We start from the raw sequence: 15,294 nt of genomic DNA, 5'->3' as shown, positions 1-15,294 counted from the left end.
AGTTATCACTTGTCACGGCTTCTTCTCCTTTACTTTATTCTAATCCATTTGTAACAACATAGTCACCCTTATTTTCAGTTACAACTTGGGCTGCCTTGCCTGCGATTTTTTACGTCTTTTCAAGACCTTCATCCAGTTCGAGCAGAACCCGGTTCAAGGTCGCCATGCTTGCAGACAATTGTGCCGGTGAAAGGATATCGCTTTGTGAAAACACATAAATCTCCTGCATTTTTGAAAAGGACGCAGACAGCTCAGAATCAATGCCAACCGCATCAAACAGGGTAAATTCAGAAAACGGCTTTTCCGACAGATCGCTTCCGATCCGTTCTCTTTCTTCTTCACGCTTATAGGCGAGCATTGCTGCCAGTTCTTCCGGTGATGAGAGCAGGGAGTGTATCCTTTCCTGATCCATCATTGTGGCAAGGTCATAAAGATGTTTTGCGGTATCAAACAGCATACGCCGCTGGTAATAAAATTCCGCGGCCAGTATTTTGTCAGCAAAAATCCGCTCCAGCTTGATGGTGTGGATGGAAAACGGCTTGATTCCATAATTTAACTCGAGGATTCGGCTCTGTTCTGCGCTTGCTTCCGAATAAAGCAGCGGCGAGATTTCAAGGGCTTCCACCGGTTCGCTGATGGTGAAGGAGGTTGCCTCCACCTTCACATAACCGAACCGTTGCAGGGCATCGGCAGCGTCAACATCGGTCACAGGAGTATATTCATATACGCTAGAGATGCTGCCCTTTTGGTTGCTTTCCCTGGCCTTATCCGTTGTCCTTGAAAGAGTGCAGTAGCCGTTTGCCGCCGTTTCCAGGCGCTTTTTCCCTTGACTTTTTGAACAGTCATGTATTTCAACCGTAAGATCAATATCTTCAGAAAAGCGTTTCATACGGCCGATTGCTTTATACAGGGCGGTGCCGCCCTTGAAGTATGCGGGAAGGGTATCCTGTTTTTTGGACAGTTCCCATAGAAGCAGGGTCAGATAATAATCCTTTTCCACGATGTCGCTTCGGATATCTGCTCTGCGGCTGACGTCCGAGAGCAGGCCTTCAAACGCATCCTTATCCTGATGTAAGTTCATTGTTCACCTCCATGAGCAGGTCAATAAGCAGCGGTAAGACTTTTGCCGGGAAAAACCTGCGGGCTGTAAAGATCAATGTGAGACCGTTCAGTTCCTGCGTTTTTGCGTATCGTGCCAATAGAAGCTCCGGCTTTTCCGCATCAATATGCGCCTGGGGCAGCTCGCTTATCAGGTCGATAAACTGGAGGTATTTCCAGTTGTCGTCCGTTACAGTCGCGGCCGGCTTCCTCAACCTGATGCGGCAGCCTTTCGGCAGCTTTGCGCCATAACGGTTTGTGGTAATTTCCATGTCACGGGGAATCAAGGTCGTCAGTCCCAGTCTGTTCAGCAGGAATGCTCCGGACTCATAGCCTATTTTCTCACCGTTCTGTTCCGTCAGCGTCTTTTTCATCACCTGGTCAATGCTGGGCGCAACTTTCCCAAATACGGTTTGTTTTACCTGACAGTAAACGCCCTTTTGGAGCCTTTCAATTTCTCCTTTGTCCGCCAGCCGCTTCAGCTTTACATTAGTCAGGGCTTTGGCCTGATCGTAGGGCAACGCAAAGGTTTCCGCCAGCCGCTCCGCAATGTCCTCGGTCTGGATTGCCGCCTCGTAAGGCATATTTTTAACGGTATTCGCAATGTGTTCGCCATATCCGATCGGTTCCATGTGTTCACCTCCTGGTAAAGTGATATTATGATCTAAATATTTCATTAGTATTATTGCCATTATAATATCACTTTATACTTTGGAAGTCAATCTGTTTATGACGTCCATTTTCCTGTAAATACAAACAGGGCGCCACTTCTGAATGCTTTTACTTGCAGGTTTAAGTCCCGTCAGAGTGAAGCTTTTACCCTAATAAATCTACGAAAAAAAGGCTTCCACTTTTTAAAGTGAAAGCCCTTGAAAGGTGCGGATTTACTGGCTTTGAGACCAATAAATCTATATTACCTTTTGTTTTTGAAGCGGGTGATGGGAATCGAACCCACGTATCCAGCTTGGAAGGCTGATGTTCTACCATTGAACCACACCCGCAAGGAATTTCGGAATGCATTTCGAAAGTGCCTTGAAAAGCACAATGCCCAAAGCCGGAATCGAACCAGCGACACGAGGATTTTCAGTCCTCTGCTCTACCAACTGAGAAAGCAGACCTCGTAAACTCCGATTGTTCCTAGGCAAATAAAATAATTCGTATAACTCTTTCGAGTTTTGTTCGTAGGATTTACGTTACGAACGTGTTTTATATTACCATGTAAAAAAAGAAAAGTCAACCCCTAAATAAAATAAATTATGCAACTATTTACACAATTATCTTTCCCTCGTATACATTAATGAAAAGCAACTATAATCCTCATCTGGTAACGGAATAGCAGCAATCTTATCCTTAACCTGGGATATTCTCATCTCTATAAACTGGTATGCCTGACCAATATTACTAAACTCTGTGCTTATGGAACTCATCAGGTCTATATCATTGGCAACGGCTTCTAATACATCTAATACGGTAAGTAACAATTGTTTCTGCATGGTCGTCTTATCATAGTTGTCCGTTGGTGACAACTCATTCTCCGTGAGAAACTGACTATACTGCTCATCTGTAAAATATTGCTGATTGGATAATTCCATTTTTAATCTATCTAATATTTGCATTGTGTTCTCCTCTCTTAGTGCGTGAATGGGTATGAAAAAGGACTGCTGTTTTATGAGCAATCCTTTTGTGTTCTACATTAATTCTCTAATTTTTTCTTTTAAAATATCTCTGTTCCACAAAATAACATCATTAGATTGTGCCAACTCAATAGCAGCAGGTGTAAAATAATTATTTGTAATAACTACTACTTTGTCACAATTATAAAAACATTTTCCAGCAACCGCTTCTTGTACCGCTGAATTTCCAACAGTATTTGAATAACATTTTGCTTGAATACCTATTCTCTTGTTGTTTTTTTCTGCGATCACATCTAAACCTTGATCTCCTGATTGCTTTGTGACCTCTGACGAATATCCCATTTTATTATATAATTCACATATAAAATGTTCAAATTCGTTTCCATTCATCAAATCAACATCATCAATCGAATAATGTGTTTCTTGTTTTTCAACGGTTCCTTTAAGTTTTTCTTTAAATCGGTTCTTCTCCATGTTGCTTTTTAATGTACTAAATGCTTTTACTGCTATTTCAAGATATGGTGGATAATATAGCTCACCTGCAACATAACCTCTATCCATCATATAATAAGTAAACGTACACATGACCCAAGCATCTTCATTATCTATCTCATTACATAAAATTATATCTTCTATATATCTATCAAGAGTGCCATCTGATTCTTGCAATTCGTTTTGTTTCAATTTTTTATCAATAAATTTTCCGTATTTTTCTTCCCATATATCAGCATAAAACTTAATTGAAACTCTTTTAACAGTTTCCCAGCAGGCAAAATTTAACTCTTCTTCTGTAAACTCACTGTAATCTTCTTGAATTATTTCTACCATATTATTAATGGCTTGTTTTATGGATAATACACCTAACAACACATTTTCATTTGTTATTGCATTCTCATCTAAAAAATCAACATCTCTATATTTATCATAGGAATACATTCGCTGCAAACAAATAAAGGTATCATGATTCAGTAAGATGGTCTTATCAATCATTTCAATTAAATTGATTGCCATATTTTCCAATCCTTCAATGCTGTATGAAATTTCAATTATTCTTTTTTGCTTTTCATGACCCTCCTCTTCCAAATGTTCCTTATAGCTCTCATAATAATTATGTACCTTTTCCGCATCTATTGTTCTCATTAAAAGTAATGTTGAGTCAGAAAGTTTTAAAATAGAATTATTAGGATCATTTACACTAATCACTTCTGTTTTAACAAAAGAATCTTCTGGTATATCTATAGAATAAAATTCTTTATTTAATATTTGACCAAACATAGCAATTTTTTTAGTATTAAATTTTATCATTATATCAAAATCCGAAAATTCTTCCTTTTCTGAATCCCAAAGCTTTACTCCTCGAATAGAAAACTCTTCAAATATCATAAGTATTACCCCCACATCAGTATTTTCTTCATTATACTCTAATATTCCAGTATTTTCCATAACTATATGATTGAAAAGAAAATTTATGTAGGGATATTCAAATTTGAGTACCCTTATTTTTTGCTGTGGGGATTATTGATAATAAGGAAATTTTTTTTGAAAAGTTGGGAGTGACACGCTCGGAGCCGTTGTGCTTGTGCCACGATACACCAGGCATAGTTGTAGTAATTGCACTAGTTTCACGCACAATTCACCATGTTGTGTACACATACCTCAACTAAATATTGCACAACTACGCACCCATACATCATTATATTTTTATGCAAAACGCCGAATATTATCAACCATAACTCCTATACATATTGCACAACACATTTACTGGGCGCATTTCTACGCTCTGTCACCTCATATATGGTCTAAAATCACCCCAAATAAGCCGATTTTATCCCTAAAACGTTCGTAAGATTAGAAGTCCTACGAATATTTACCCATGAAATTACGCTTTCATCTGTTTATTAGTTGGTTATATGTATGTTTACCAATCTAATGACAACGTAGTGATGAGATCATCACATAGAACACACCGTAATAGTACAGTATTATAGCATGATATTTTGCCAGATACAGAATGGCGCATGTGAATTGTGTGTAATATCGTGAGCAATTCATATTATTGTGTGTTGTATTCGTTCAATTCCCTTCGCGCTATATATTGTATGTAAAAATATTACTTGACACAAGATATTGTATGCATTTCACTTCATCACATTAGAGTATTGCATTGTATTCCTAGTAAATTAGTATGTTTATATCACTTTAGTATGATAAAGCGTACAGAAGAGCGTGTATTTTATGCTCCTATTTCCACTTTACCACGCTAAAGTATCTTCACTCTAAAAGTTATCCACAATTATTTAAAAGTTATCCACATAGTTATCCACAATTCATTTTCCAATCCCTACCTATTCACTAGGATTATCCGTATCCTTTGAAGGATTCGCTCCACCTTCAGCACTCACATTCTCACCGTTTAACCTCTTCTTTTCAACGTCTACATCACTGACAATATCACTCTTTTCCATAATGCTCTCAATGCTTATAGCACCCATCTCCCGTAACGCTTTCAAGTTAGCAATCATTTCTGTACTAGCAACAGGCATAGACACGTTATAAATAACATCAACATTATTTTCCACACTAATGCCTTGCATATTTAATATCCTCTGGAACTTTTCAAACCTTTGTCTAAATCCAGTATTCAACCATTTCTGTGTCTCATCACTGTTTACAGTCGCCATAGCATAAAGAATCTTCATAGAAGTTTCAGATATATTTGCAATCTCTTGGCTACTACCTAAGATACTAGGAATACAACTGATATCATTAAGCATCTGTTTCAGGTTATCAAGATATAACTTAACTGTACTGTAATCAATATTACAATTAACAATCTTGAAATCCCCATTGTCCAAGTTTAGCACATATCCAGTAGCATCAGCAGGTATACTACTCTCTATCCTCTGACCAATGGCAACAGGCATAGGATTAAGTGTATTGATATAGATAGCGTCTCCCAGTTTACTTATGATATCTTCCAATTCGTCCATAATGGGCTTAATATCCGTAAGCAAACTAATACCAAAATTGTAATCCATATCACTGAAATTATGGTAATGAATCGGCAGACCAATACTCATAGTCGTAGATACTAAATGTTCATCTCCACCCTCATTGCTCCACATTTCAACGTAATTTGGATAGTATACGTTCCAATAACTGATACTGGTATATACATCAGTCCAATGCTCTATGAACGTAATGTATTCTCCCATATCATCATATACAGGATAACAACATGCACTATCAAGCACCTTGCTCTTAATCAGTCCATTATTTACATATACAACCTCATATGCGTCACCAAACTTATTCACCCTGTCAATGATCTCATAATCCACCGTCTCATACTGTCCCAACTTATAAATGTCGGTAAATGTCTTTACGGTTTCAACATCTTTAGACGATAACGCTACCGGATTTCCCAGTAGAAAAGTATTGTGAAAACGAATTACTGTCTTAGCATAATTCAGTATTGTCTTACGTGTAACCAACTTTTTCCCTTTATACTGGCTGTCCTCACGTCCCAACACTTTATGCCGTCCTGCAAGATAATCTCTATTGGCAATAACTTCTGCAATTCTGGCTGCATGATTCCCCTGATTTATCTCTTCCATGAACCACATTTTATTTTCATTATACTGTTTTTGAATGTAATAATCTATACTCATCTTTGCTCCTTTTCTTTGATAATATAAGCATGTATTTGCCCCATAATGGCACCAAAAAAGGACAAGTGATAATTTCCTCGTCCTCTACCTTAAAGTCCGTAATTTGCCCTATAAATGCTTTAAAACATCAACATATATGCCACTCTTTGATTGTATTCTAATGTACTACTTTAAATATAAAACTCAAATAAAGCTAAGGGTAATTTGTATACCCTCAACCCATTATTATTTTCCCTTAATGTGTATATTAGAATGGATACCAGAATCCTTGTTTCATACCCTGAATACATAACCACATAGCCGATATAAGGTCATCGTGGGAGCCGGTAACTGCATTAAAGGAACCGTTCTCTTCTGCAACAAATGTTTTCATTTCTTCCAACAACTGATTGCTGTTAATATCCACTAATCCTTTATCAAACCATTCCCTGGCATCATTCACCGCAATAGATTTGGTCTTGTTATTCGTATCAAAGCCGACATTCCATATTGCCCTCTTAAACTCATCGTAAGTCTTGTACTTCGTCATATTCATATATTTCTTTTCATATCTCAATCGTTCAATGACGCTATGTCCGCCAGACGCTTTCTCTACTGTCAATAGTGCCTTGTTGTACCATCTGCCCACATCATTGACAATATCAGCAAATAGATAAGGTTTAATCTTATTATTCCTAAACTCTGCGACCTGCTTACCATCTTTGTCCACAATAAACATTGTAGAATAATCATGTTTTCCACCAAGACCTTCAGACACGTCCACACCTATGTAATACTTATTCCCCGATTTGGGAACGTCCCATACAGAAAATGATTTATTCTGCACATATGGTCTTAATGACGCTGGAAGTCCAACAATCTTATCCAATTTAAGGGGAACTATTTTCCGTTCTGCGATGACCTGCTGTAATTTAATAACCTTTGTATTATCAAATACACTGGAACCAGTAGCAAGAAAACTTTCCTCTGGTGTACTAGGATATTCCACATGGAATGCGTCAATACCTGATATACTAATCTTGTCCCGTCTCCATACTGCCTGTTCTGGTGTCATACCCAATTCAGAGAGCATCTTTTCTTCTTCGTCATATTCTTCTGGTGTCAACATCTGTCCATTATGCTGTGCTTTATACAGACGCACACTTTCCTTATACTGGTCCCTAAACAAAGCACCGCCATTAATCCAATTAAAAAAGAACGCTTTAAATGCGTTCTCATTATTTTTTGCCTGTAGAAATAAGGAACTGTAATTGTTATAACCATTACTCGTACTCTCTATAATTACTGTTGCTGAACTGGATACTGCTTGCATAATGGATTTCAACTGTCTTTCCTGGTCTTTCCAAAAGGCAAACTCAGACATATGTACAATAGCATTATAAGTACTACCCCGTCCAACATCTTTATTACCGGCTGTCATACATACAACACTGGAACCATTGGCAAAGGTGAGTGCCTGTCTGTTATTCTGTATCAATTGTGGTCTTAACCAATCTGGTAAAGAATAAAACTGTTGCTTTAGTTTATCAAATACTGCATTGGTGCTGGTCTGATTATGGCTTATAAGTACACAAGTTGAATTATCATGCACCACACATTCCCTTATGCTTAATGCAACGGTGCAGACGGAAATTCCTAACTGTCTAGACTTACTGACAATATTCTGGTGCTCCAATCCTTCCACTAATCTACTCTGTTCATCAGTCAGAATAAAAGGAACTATATCACCATTTTTGTCTGCAATCTTTATAAAAGTTTCTATCCATGCAATCTTATTATCGTCAGACCACAACCATTCCAGTTTCTTCATATTCTGCTTACTAACTGCCATAATTTACCCCCTTGTCTTTTTCAGTTTAGGGATATTCACTGTATTCAGGAAGTCATTAATTTCATCTTCGTCTTCATTAAAGAAATCACTATTATGGAATCCTTCAATATACTTTGCTGCATTCACATCTCCCTGTAGTGCCTTATCCAACATCTTTTCGTATATTTTCATTGTATTAATGGTTTTCATGTGCTTCATGTAAATCTGAATACACCGCTGTGTATCCTCACGAGTAAGCCAGTTATCTTTTGCAAACTGTTCTGTTTTATTGCCGCCTGTTTTCAATCTATAATTATCGTTACAGTTGCATAAGTCGTCCCAAGGAATCCTATCCTCTGGGTCTGTCAGATACCACTCAACATATTTTGCTATGTAATAAGGGGCAACCTCTGTCATTTTCTGCAATACTGTTTTAAACGATTTATTCTCATCTGCCTTATTTTGTGCCATCTAAAATCGCCGCCTTTCTATGTAATTCATTCCATTCATCATAACTTTCTGACATATGATTTATCTGTTCGCCTATATTATCCACTTTCTTTTCAATGTCTAAAATAGCTTCAATATAACTATATTTTTGAGATAACCTATATCGAAATATTTTTACAAGATTATCTTCTTGACTGCGAAGAGATGTCAGATATATCTCCAACTTCTCATTATCACCATCTGCAATGGCTTTCTCTACTTTTTCGCAGGTTTGCGCATAAGCCAAAAATGAAATATCATTAACATAGTTTGGTATAATATCATTAAAATTCTTCATAAATAAATCCTCACTTTCTGAAATTTAAGCCCTAAGGAACTCTGGACCCTAGGGCTACATCTTCTACTATTTTCTTTAATTTGCCTTTACCAAATTTGGTAAACCCTATATCCATTGTCGGTAAAACCGATAGCGTCGGTTTTGGCGCTACACACCCTCCGCCGGAACTGGCGTAAGGTGCTAAACAGCCACATCACTCATATCAGGCATATCTATTATTTCCTCAACAGTATATTTGTTCTCCATTGGATCAGGTTCTCCCCATAATGACTTACCATCAAATAATTCATCTAGATCTGATGTATCATCATTTTGTAAGTGGAAATAGCTTGTGGCGGTTTCGGCACAAGCTATTTTTAATTGTCTACCAGAAAATTGTTCAAAATAATCTTTGAGAATATTCTTCTGTATATCGTTCATTTTAAAAGAATACTCCTTGGCTCCATTAATCCTGTTTAATACAGATTTCTCCACTGAATCTATGATAATCTCTTTAAAGTGTTCCTGATATTTTTCCTTAGTTTCTGTATCAATCTGAAAGTGAAAAACCTCATCATATATATTATCAGGGAGATATATCTTATTAAGTTTTGTCACTCCATAAAGTTTCTTCTCTTCAAACTCGCCTTTAATATATTGAAGCATATCCCCATATAAGCCATTATTGATAATATCTGCAATATTATGGAATCCACAATTACGAGTAAATTCACTGACATAGCTATCATATTCGCCAAGTAATTCATCATCTGGAATAGTGACCACATTCTTTTTGGATTTGCTATATTTATGCTCATTACGCAGGATTCCTTTTGGTATTGCATTTTTTGCATAGCCAAACTTTTTACATATTTTTGTAATGGTATTACTTTTGACGGACTGCAAAACTATCTGCTGAAACAGATTCTTGAATATAACCTCATCTGTATCAGCATCAGATTTTACTACCATGTTTAATAGTCTATAGCAGTCAAATCCAAATTCATCATATATAACAGTATTGGAAACATAAACCGGACACTCATCACTTCTATAATAGTATTCATTCCTATCGATACCCTTTTTCAAAAGACAGTTAAGAAGATAATCAAATTCATCTTGTGGAAATGCAGCATTAGCACCATTATTTTTGCGTCCATCAACCAACTCAATCTCACATAATTGCTTTGTGAATATGTAACTTTTTTTCTCTTTATGGGTCTTCTTATTAATAGGATGATAAAACTCATAAGCAGATTCAATGGATTTCATTTGTAACAGTTTTGAATTACCACCCTTTTTCTCCCAACCTACAATTTCGCAAATCTGCGAATATGTATATTCCTTATTTAACTCTAACATTTTACTTTTACCTCACTTTTATTCTCTTACGTTTTTTGACTTGCCATCATAATAGGACTGAACTTCGTTATAATCGAATACCCAGTAATATTTATTACTTGTGGGATTCAAACCAGTTTCAATACAACGATAACCTTTTTGAATCAACTCATTTGCAAAATTAACAGCATAAATAAACTTCTTACCTCTTGTGGTATACATACTTTATTCTCCTTTTTGTGTGTTATGATTCCCTATGTACGTGTCTCTCCGAGCCACTCCTCATTTTCGGGCACAAACCGCCCTCAAATCCTCACATTCCTTTATTCCAAATTTGTCTGATTCAATTCCCTATATATACTTTTACTAATAGGGATTTGATTTAGACAATTTTGGAAAAGTTATTATCTTGACCCAATATTCCAAATTTGAACAATTCATTTCCCTATATATAACTTTACTAATAGGGATTTGATTTGTTCAAAAATGGAAAGGTCAAAATCTCAATTCCCTTGAAGCAAACTTGTTTGCGAAAGGAAGGAGTGCGTCAGCACGTACTATAGGATTTAATTCTCTCTTATTTTTTCCATAATTCCAGTTTCATTCTTAAAGATAAATACACTTCTCTTACCATCAGAATCTGTCTTATCTGGTTTAATATCAACCAGCGTAAATCCTTCCTTTAATAAGGTTCGTGCTTTCTTGGCTGTAAAGATTACTATTGTTTCTTTCTCCATAATGCTGTCTCCTTTCTCTGCGTTTCCTGTGGTGCCGGTTTCGGCGTATCTGCATAATCATTATTTCTTCATCTGTAATAGACGTAGTGTCTAGTTCTGAAATCTCATATAAATATTCGTTCATCTGTTTGTGTCCTTTCTGGTTATTTTCAAAAGTCCATTATGGACTTCTGATTTGGCTATCCATTTTTGGCTACCCGCATTTTCGTAGTGAGTGAATATGCAGGTGTTAAAAGTTTTACACCCTAAATAACGGTGCACAAAGTGAGCTCACTTACTTTTGGAGTAAAATTATTTAACTCTAAAGGTGGGTAGTGGTCTTTGAAAGCCACTGGGTAAAATACCGATAAGTCAAATTTGACCAATCGCGATGCCTGTATCAACTAAATCTGACAATTCAGGGATCATGTCAGCGATAAGTTTATAATTATGTAGTGTTTGCACTGTCATTCCCATGCTAGTAGCCAATTGATCTTGTGTTTTTGGAGTCTTAAAATTATTTGAAGACTCCTTGTATTGATTTCCATAATATCCGGAACCTCCTTGACGTATTCCATACAGACGTTCCAACTCTCGAATCCTCATACCCATTTTCTTAGCAGAACCACCCACGTCACCACATTTGAAACATAGTAACTACTCAAATATATTCTCTGTTCCACTCAATCTTAAAATTTCATTCTCAATACCTAATTCTCCATTAAAAAGAAAAACAGACCTAATTTTATTTCTCTTATCAGGTCTGACTTCTACAATTTGATATCCTTTTTTTAATAATGCGTTTGCTACCCTACCTGAAAATACAATCACCCTGGATTTATTCTCATCTGTATAAATCATTCATCTATCCTTTCTGAATAATTAACAGTATATTTATTGGTTAATGCATAACAAAAAGGGTTCTCACAAATAGAATTAATACTACATGGAGAACCCTTTATATTTACCATATTGTCTTTATATACTGCTTTTTTATGAAATCTATCTGTTGGTAATTCCAACTGTATATCTGTATCCCATCCTAATAATTCATTGATATCTTCTATATCAATATCTGTTTGTAAATATCCTTTACTTGCACCAATCTTACCATGACCTCTGTGTATGCTATATTTCTTTTTAATATCAATGAAGTCTTGCTTAGTATGACGCTTTTCACATTCAAAAAATTCTGGTAAATCAAGAATATCTTTTATCCAACGCTCATGTATTCCAACATATTTGGCATCTGTATAGAATCCTTCATACGAGCCATCTATTGCAATAAGTAACATCATAAGTTCATCAGATAATCCTTCTTTGGGTAAATCATATAATGACCATAATAATAATACAGTGGATAAATTATATTTTCTGAAATAATTACCCCTATGGATTCCACAAGTACGATTAAGATTTATACTCTCTGGATTTTCAATATCATTATATGCAAATGAAGTTAAATGATTATCAAAACATTTCCCATTTACCATTGCAAAATCAACACCAATCGCTTCATGTGTGGCATTGTCGGTTACACCTAAATAATCTTTATTTTTTTCACTATTTGCTTTGAATAAAAATACCTGTTCAATATTCCAATCCTTTACACTCTTTAAAATTGCACATGATAATAAGGAATCTAAATCATCTGTTAAAATTAGTCCATATTTATTTGTTCCATCAATCCATTCATTATTATCTAATAACCTCTTTCTGTACTGTTCCTTCATTAAATTCACCATAAAGGAGAGATAGTTCTCTCCAATGGCTACTATTAATAAAGGCAAAATAATTTTTCAGATTCAAAAACTATCTCACCTTACCTTTCTATCTGATTTTGATTTCTTCGTATATTTATAGTGGCTTACGTTTTCCACTGTATATGTGATATATTCCAACTGTTGCTATTTAGCAACGGTTCAAAATGATGCCCTGAATTAGGGCAGATCTGATATGAAAATCTGGTCCCTAACTGCTCTGTTGGTGATTTTACCAATGAACCTGCGTCTCAAAATTAAGACGTAGGGTTTAAACCCATCGTCCCGCGGGACTATTTTTAAAATACACCCTTAAGTTCCATTATTTTTTCATATAATTCTGGCAATAGATTCATAGTACCTTTTTCCCAACGGCAGATAGTTGACTTATTGCATCTGGCATAATCGGCTACCACTTGTTGAGAAATCTCTTTGCTTCTTCGCCATTTGCGAAACTCTTTACCTGTCATTGTCCAACCTTCTTTATTTACCAGTTGTGATCTGATACATCATAAAATGCCCAGTTAATTACTTCCTCTGGAATCCATTCTTCTCGATTAATCCAACGTTCTGCAAGTTCTATAGCATAATCATGAGCATTTTCTTCCACTTCGTCCCAATCAATATAATCTTCGGGATCTCCATCGAAATCCAGTGCAAGCATCATTTCAATAATGGCTTGTCTGTATGCTTCTTTATATGCTCTCTGATAGCAGTTGCCATATGGAGCATCTTCTCTATCAAGTCCAAATTCTTCTACAATTTCTTCTGCACTGCTATGTGCATCAATGATATTCTGGAATGAACGTGCACCATATCCACCAGCAAATCCACCTTTAGCATTGTTAAATTTATTGGCAGCAATCCATCCTTTTCCAGGATTACGACCAGAAACAATCTTGGAATTTGATTTCCCACCGCCGAATATGCCACTAAATAGTCTCATTACTTATCACCTGTATTCTTATCTGTAACTTTCTTTACACCTTTCTTATTCTCTCTAGGTGCAAGTGGCTTACCTTTTCCATAACAGCAATTTATCCAAGCGTCATACACTTCTTTAGACGGTCTATATTCATTTTGTTCAATCATTTTTACAAATCTTTCTGTAACATCACACCATTCCGCCATTTTTACTTGTGTGATTCCATGAGAATATCTAAGGAATTTTAACCTTTCACCTGATAACATGATTACACCTCTCTTTCTTATCTGCCCGTCAAATTTGACGCACCCTTCCCTTCAAAGGGAAATCGCAAAGGGGGCGATATTTTCCGACCCCCTTTACAAAATACAACATTGTGCCGAAACCGGCACCTCCGATTTGTCTGCAATTAGATTGCAGTTTTTGCATAAACAACGGCTTCATCGTCGATCAGCGCCATTGCATAGAACTGGGAACAATAGATAGTTGTCTGTCTCAAAGACGCATCTCTGGCTGCTTCTGCAAATGGTGCTTCTTTTGGAATAAGTCCTAATGCTCCTTTCTTCATAACAAGAATAAATCCCTCAACATTAGTAGTGTCATATAACCTATCTGACAAAATCACCGGAATATCAAGGAAATATCCAATCACACCATTAACAGCAATACCATTACCGTCTGTGGTCATTGTCTTTTCTCTGGACACAAACATATCCATAGTGTAGAAAGATGGAGCAAATAAAGAGTGAATTACAATTGCATCAAAATCAGCGGAATCCCTGTCATCACCATACAGACCCAGAATTTCAATCATCTCTTCCTGAGTAACTTTATTCTTTGCTGCCAACTGCTTCTTTAATGGAGAAGTCAGACATTCTGTAATAGCATCTGTATCCTGTTTTCTGGCAATAGATACTGCTTGCTGACCAGCCGCTTCATTGACAGCATTACCCAACTCAACCTCATTATCATAATCAGCAATCTTAACTGCCGGTGCCGCAATTGCCTTAATAGTTGCTGTGGTGCTTGTCTGTGTCATCTGTGTGCTTTCCATTGGAGTATTAATTGCCCAATCTTTAGCATCACCTACATAGCTCCACTTTGGCATAGTAAGTGTTTCACCGGGTTTTCCCTGTAAATCTCCAAGCACCTTTGCAAACTGTGCTACCTTTGCCTTACCTGCGATTTTCTCTCTTACTAACTGTGCATATACCTCTGGTACGATTACGTTTGTATTAATTGTGTTAGCCATTAAATTTCACCTATTTAACCTTTCAAATTGTTTTTAATTACTGTTACATCGGACTTGATATCATCTAAATCCGTCTTATAAGTATTCAATACTGTCACAAACTCACTATTGGTTTTTACCAACTGTTCATTAGTGGCTTGTGCTTCTGTAATAAACGTGTATAACTTTTCTTCACGTTTTTCATTCTGTTCCTGTTGGCGAATCCATATCTTCCATATGAACCAAGCAAGGAATAATACGCAGACAATGGGAAATCCAAGTGTGGATATTAATGTCTGAATTGTACTTGCGTCCATTTATCAGTCCTTTCTGCATAAAAAA

General features: G+C 36.4%; 19 protein-coding genes and 1 tRNA gene. All 20 read right to left on the bottom strand.

Translation table 11 applies throughout. The features are described from left to right. Window positions 1-109 precede the first annotated feature (109 nt). Window positions 110-1,081, bottom strand: coding sequence for a nucleotidyl transferase AbiEii/AbiGii toxin family protein (locus ACYVD3_RS02200; protein ID WP_460640869.1), 972 nt, complete (start codon window positions 1,079-1,081; stop codon window positions 110-112). Then, the gene (locus ACYVD3_RS02195) at window positions 1,062-1,730 is read right to left on the bottom strand and encodes a DUF6088 family protein (RefSeq protein WP_460640868.1); all 669 of its coding nucleotides are present in this window, start codon (window positions 1,728-1,730) and stop codon (window positions 1,062-1,064) included. The genes ACYVD3_RS02200 and ACYVD3_RS02195 overlap by 20 nt, the downstream gene beginning before the upstream one ends. A 298-nt stretch (window positions 1,731-2,028) precedes the next feature. Next, a tRNA-Gly gene (locus ACYVD3_RS02190) sits at window positions 2,029-2,099 on the bottom strand. A gap of 273 nt (window positions 2,100-2,372) precedes the next feature. Next, window positions 2,373-2,714, bottom strand: coding sequence for a hypothetical protein (locus ACYVD3_RS02185; RefSeq protein ID WP_460640867.1), 342 nt, complete (start codon window positions 2,712-2,714; stop codon window positions 2,373-2,375). 72 nt (window positions 2,715-2,786) lie between these two features. Next, window positions 2,787-4,115: a restriction endonuclease gene (locus ACYVD3_RS02180; RefSeq protein WP_460640866.1), complete on the bottom strand. Its 1,329-nt coding sequence runs from the start codon at window positions 4,113-4,115 to the stop codon at window positions 2,787-2,789. 962 nt (window positions 4,116-5,077) lie between these two features. After that, window positions 5,078-6,403 carry a phage portal protein gene (locus ACYVD3_RS02175; RefSeq protein WP_460640865.1) on the bottom strand — a complete coding sequence of 442 codons (1,326 nt, stop codon included), beginning with the start codon at window positions 6,401-6,403 and terminating at the stop codon, window positions 5,078-5,080. Between the two features lie 247 nt (window positions 6,404-6,650). After that, complete coding sequence (locus ACYVD3_RS02170) at window positions 6,651-8,234, bottom strand: phage terminase large subunit family protein (protein ID WP_460640864.1); 1,584 nt, start codon at window positions 8,232-8,234, stop codon at window positions 6,651-6,653. 3 nt (window positions 8,235-8,237) lie between these two features. Continuing rightward, window positions 8,238-8,684, bottom strand: a complete 447-nt coding sequence (locus tag ACYVD3_RS02165; RefSeq protein WP_460640863.1) for a hypothetical protein — start codon at window positions 8,682-8,684, stop codon at window positions 8,238-8,240. After that, window positions 8,671-9,000: a hypothetical protein gene (locus ACYVD3_RS02160; RefSeq protein WP_460640862.1), complete on the bottom strand. Its 330-nt coding sequence runs from the start codon at window positions 8,998-9,000 to the stop codon at window positions 8,671-8,673. Before ACYVD3_RS02160 ends, ACYVD3_RS02165 begins: the two co-directional genes overlap by 14 nt. A 180-nt stretch (window positions 9,001-9,180) precedes the next feature. After that, window positions 9,181-10,341, bottom strand: coding sequence for a hypothetical protein (locus ACYVD3_RS02155; protein WP_460640861.1), 1,161 nt, complete (start codon window positions 10,339-10,341; stop codon window positions 9,181-9,183). A gap of 18 nt (window positions 10,342-10,359) precedes the next feature. Next, window positions 10,360-10,542 (bottom strand): hypothetical protein, encoded by a 183-nt coding sequence (locus tag ACYVD3_RS02150; protein ID WP_460640860.1) that lies wholly within the window; start codon window positions 10,540-10,542, stop codon window positions 10,360-10,362. 344 nt (window positions 10,543-10,886) lie between these two features. Continuing rightward, entirely contained in the window at window positions 10,887-11,057 is a 171-nt protein-coding gene (locus tag ACYVD3_RS02145) for a hypothetical protein (RefSeq protein WP_460640859.1), read from the bottom strand. 351 nt (window positions 11,058-11,408) lie between these two features. Then, window positions 11,409-11,627: a hypothetical protein gene (locus tag ACYVD3_RS02140; RefSeq protein WP_460640858.1), complete on the bottom strand. Its 219-nt coding sequence runs from the start codon at window positions 11,625-11,627 to the stop codon at window positions 11,409-11,411. A 66-nt stretch (window positions 11,628-11,693) separates the two neighbouring features. Beyond that, window positions 11,694-11,897 carry a hypothetical protein gene (locus tag ACYVD3_RS02135; RefSeq protein WP_460640857.1) on the bottom strand — a complete coding sequence of 68 codons (204 nt, stop codon included), beginning with the start codon at window positions 11,895-11,897 and terminating at the stop codon, window positions 11,694-11,696. Beyond that, complete coding sequence (locus ACYVD3_RS02130) at window positions 11,894-12,769, bottom strand: hypothetical protein (protein WP_460640856.1); 876 nt, start codon at window positions 12,767-12,769, stop codon at window positions 11,894-11,896. Before ACYVD3_RS02130 ends, ACYVD3_RS02135 begins: the two co-directional genes overlap by 4 nt. A gap of 326 nt (window positions 12,770-13,095) precedes the next feature. Then, complete coding sequence (locus tag ACYVD3_RS02125; protein WP_460640855.1) at window positions 13,096-13,266, bottom strand: helix-turn-helix domain-containing protein; 171 nt, start codon at window positions 13,264-13,266, stop codon at window positions 13,096-13,098. 17 nt (window positions 13,267-13,283) lie between these two features. Then, window positions 13,284-13,742, bottom strand: coding sequence for a hypothetical protein (locus ACYVD3_RS02120; protein ID WP_460640854.1), 459 nt, complete (start codon window positions 13,740-13,742; stop codon window positions 13,284-13,286). After that, window positions 13,742-13,987: a helix-turn-helix transcriptional regulator gene (locus ACYVD3_RS02115; RefSeq protein ID WP_460640853.1), complete on the bottom strand. Its 246-nt coding sequence runs from the start codon at window positions 13,985-13,987 to the stop codon at window positions 13,742-13,744. Before ACYVD3_RS02115 ends, ACYVD3_RS02120 begins: the two co-directional genes overlap by 1 nt. Window positions 13,988-14,130: 143 nt before the next feature. Next, a complete protein-coding gene (locus ACYVD3_RS02110) occupies window positions 14,131-14,973 on the bottom strand; it encodes a hypothetical protein (protein ID WP_460640852.1) in 843 nt (280 codons plus the stop codon). Window positions 14,974-14,987: 14 nt separating this feature from the next. Beyond that, window positions 14,988-15,269 (bottom strand): hypothetical protein, encoded by a 282-nt coding sequence (locus ACYVD3_RS02105; protein WP_460640851.1) that lies wholly within the window; start codon window positions 15,267-15,269, stop codon window positions 14,988-14,990. Window positions 15,270-15,294: the final 25 nt, after the last annotated feature.

The sequence above is a fragment of the Lacrimispora brassicae genome (genome assembly GCF_054772055.1).
This window is presented reverse-complemented; position numbering and strand designations above follow the sequence as displayed.

Bases quoted from the DNA above. Each gene is read 5' to 3' on its own strand.
- ACYVD3_RS02200 (WP_460640869.1), bottom strand. From the start codon at position 1,081: ATGAACTTACATCAGGATAAGGATGCGTTTGAAGGCCTGCTCTCGGAC.
- ACYVD3_RS02195 (WP_460640868.1), bottom strand. From the start codon at position 1,730: ATGGAACCGATCGGATATGGCGAACACATTGCGAATACCGTTAAAAAT.
- ACYVD3_RS02185 (WP_460640867.1), bottom strand. From the start codon at position 2,714: ATGCAAATATTAGATAGATTAAAAATGGAATTATCCAATCAGCAATAT.
- ACYVD3_RS02180 (WP_460640866.1), bottom strand. From the start codon at position 4,115: ATGATATTTGAAGAGTTTTCTATTCGAGGAGTAAAGCTTTGGGATTCA.
- ACYVD3_RS02175 (WP_460640865.1), bottom strand. From the start codon at position 6,403: ATGAGTATAGATTATTACATTCAAAAACAGTATAATGAAAATAAAATG.
- ACYVD3_RS02170 (WP_460640864.1), bottom strand. From the start codon at position 8,234: ATGGCAGTTAGTAAGCAGAATATGAAGAAACTGGAATGGTTGTGGTCT.
- ACYVD3_RS02165 (WP_460640863.1), bottom strand. From the start codon at position 8,684: ATGGCACAAAATAAGGCAGATGAGAATAAATCGTTTAAAACAGTATTG.
- ACYVD3_RS02160 (WP_460640862.1), bottom strand. From the start codon at position 9,000: ATGAAGAATTTTAATGATATTATACCAAACTATGTTAATGATATTTCA.
- ACYVD3_RS02155 (WP_460640861.1), bottom strand. From the start codon at position 10,341: ATGTTAGAGTTAAATAAGGAATATACATATTCGCAGATTTGCGAAATT.
- ACYVD3_RS02150 (WP_460640860.1), bottom strand. From the start codon at position 10,542: ATGTATACCACAAGAGGTAAGAAGTTTATTTATGCTGTTAATTTTGCA.
- ACYVD3_RS02145 (WP_460640859.1), bottom strand. From the start codon at position 11,057: ATGGAGAAAGAAACAATAGTAATCTTTACAGCCAAGAAAGCACGAACC.
- ACYVD3_RS02135 (WP_460640857.1), bottom strand. From the start codon at position 11,897: ATGATTTATACAGATGAGAATAAATCCAGGGTGATTGTATTTTCAGGT.
- ACYVD3_RS02130 (WP_460640856.1), bottom strand. From the start codon at position 12,769: ATGAAGGAACAGTACAGAAAGAGGTTATTAGATAATAATGAATGGATT.
- ACYVD3_RS02125 (WP_460640855.1), bottom strand. From the start codon at position 13,266: ATGACAGGTAAAGAGTTTCGCAAATGGCGAAGAAGCAAAGAGATTTCT.
- ACYVD3_RS02120 (WP_460640854.1), bottom strand. From the start codon at position 13,742: ATGAGACTATTTAGTGGCATATTCGGCGGTGGGAAATCAAATTCCAAG.
- ACYVD3_RS02115 (WP_460640853.1), bottom strand. From the start codon at position 13,987: ATGTTATCAGGTGAAAGGTTAAAATTCCTTAGATATTCTCATGGAATC.
- ACYVD3_RS02110 (WP_460640852.1), bottom strand. From the start codon at position 14,973: ATGGCTAACACAATTAATACAAACGTAATCGTACCAGAGGTATATGCA.
- ACYVD3_RS02105 (WP_460640851.1), bottom strand. From the start codon at position 15,269: ATGGACGCAAGTACAATTCAGACATTAATATCCACACTTGGATTTCCC.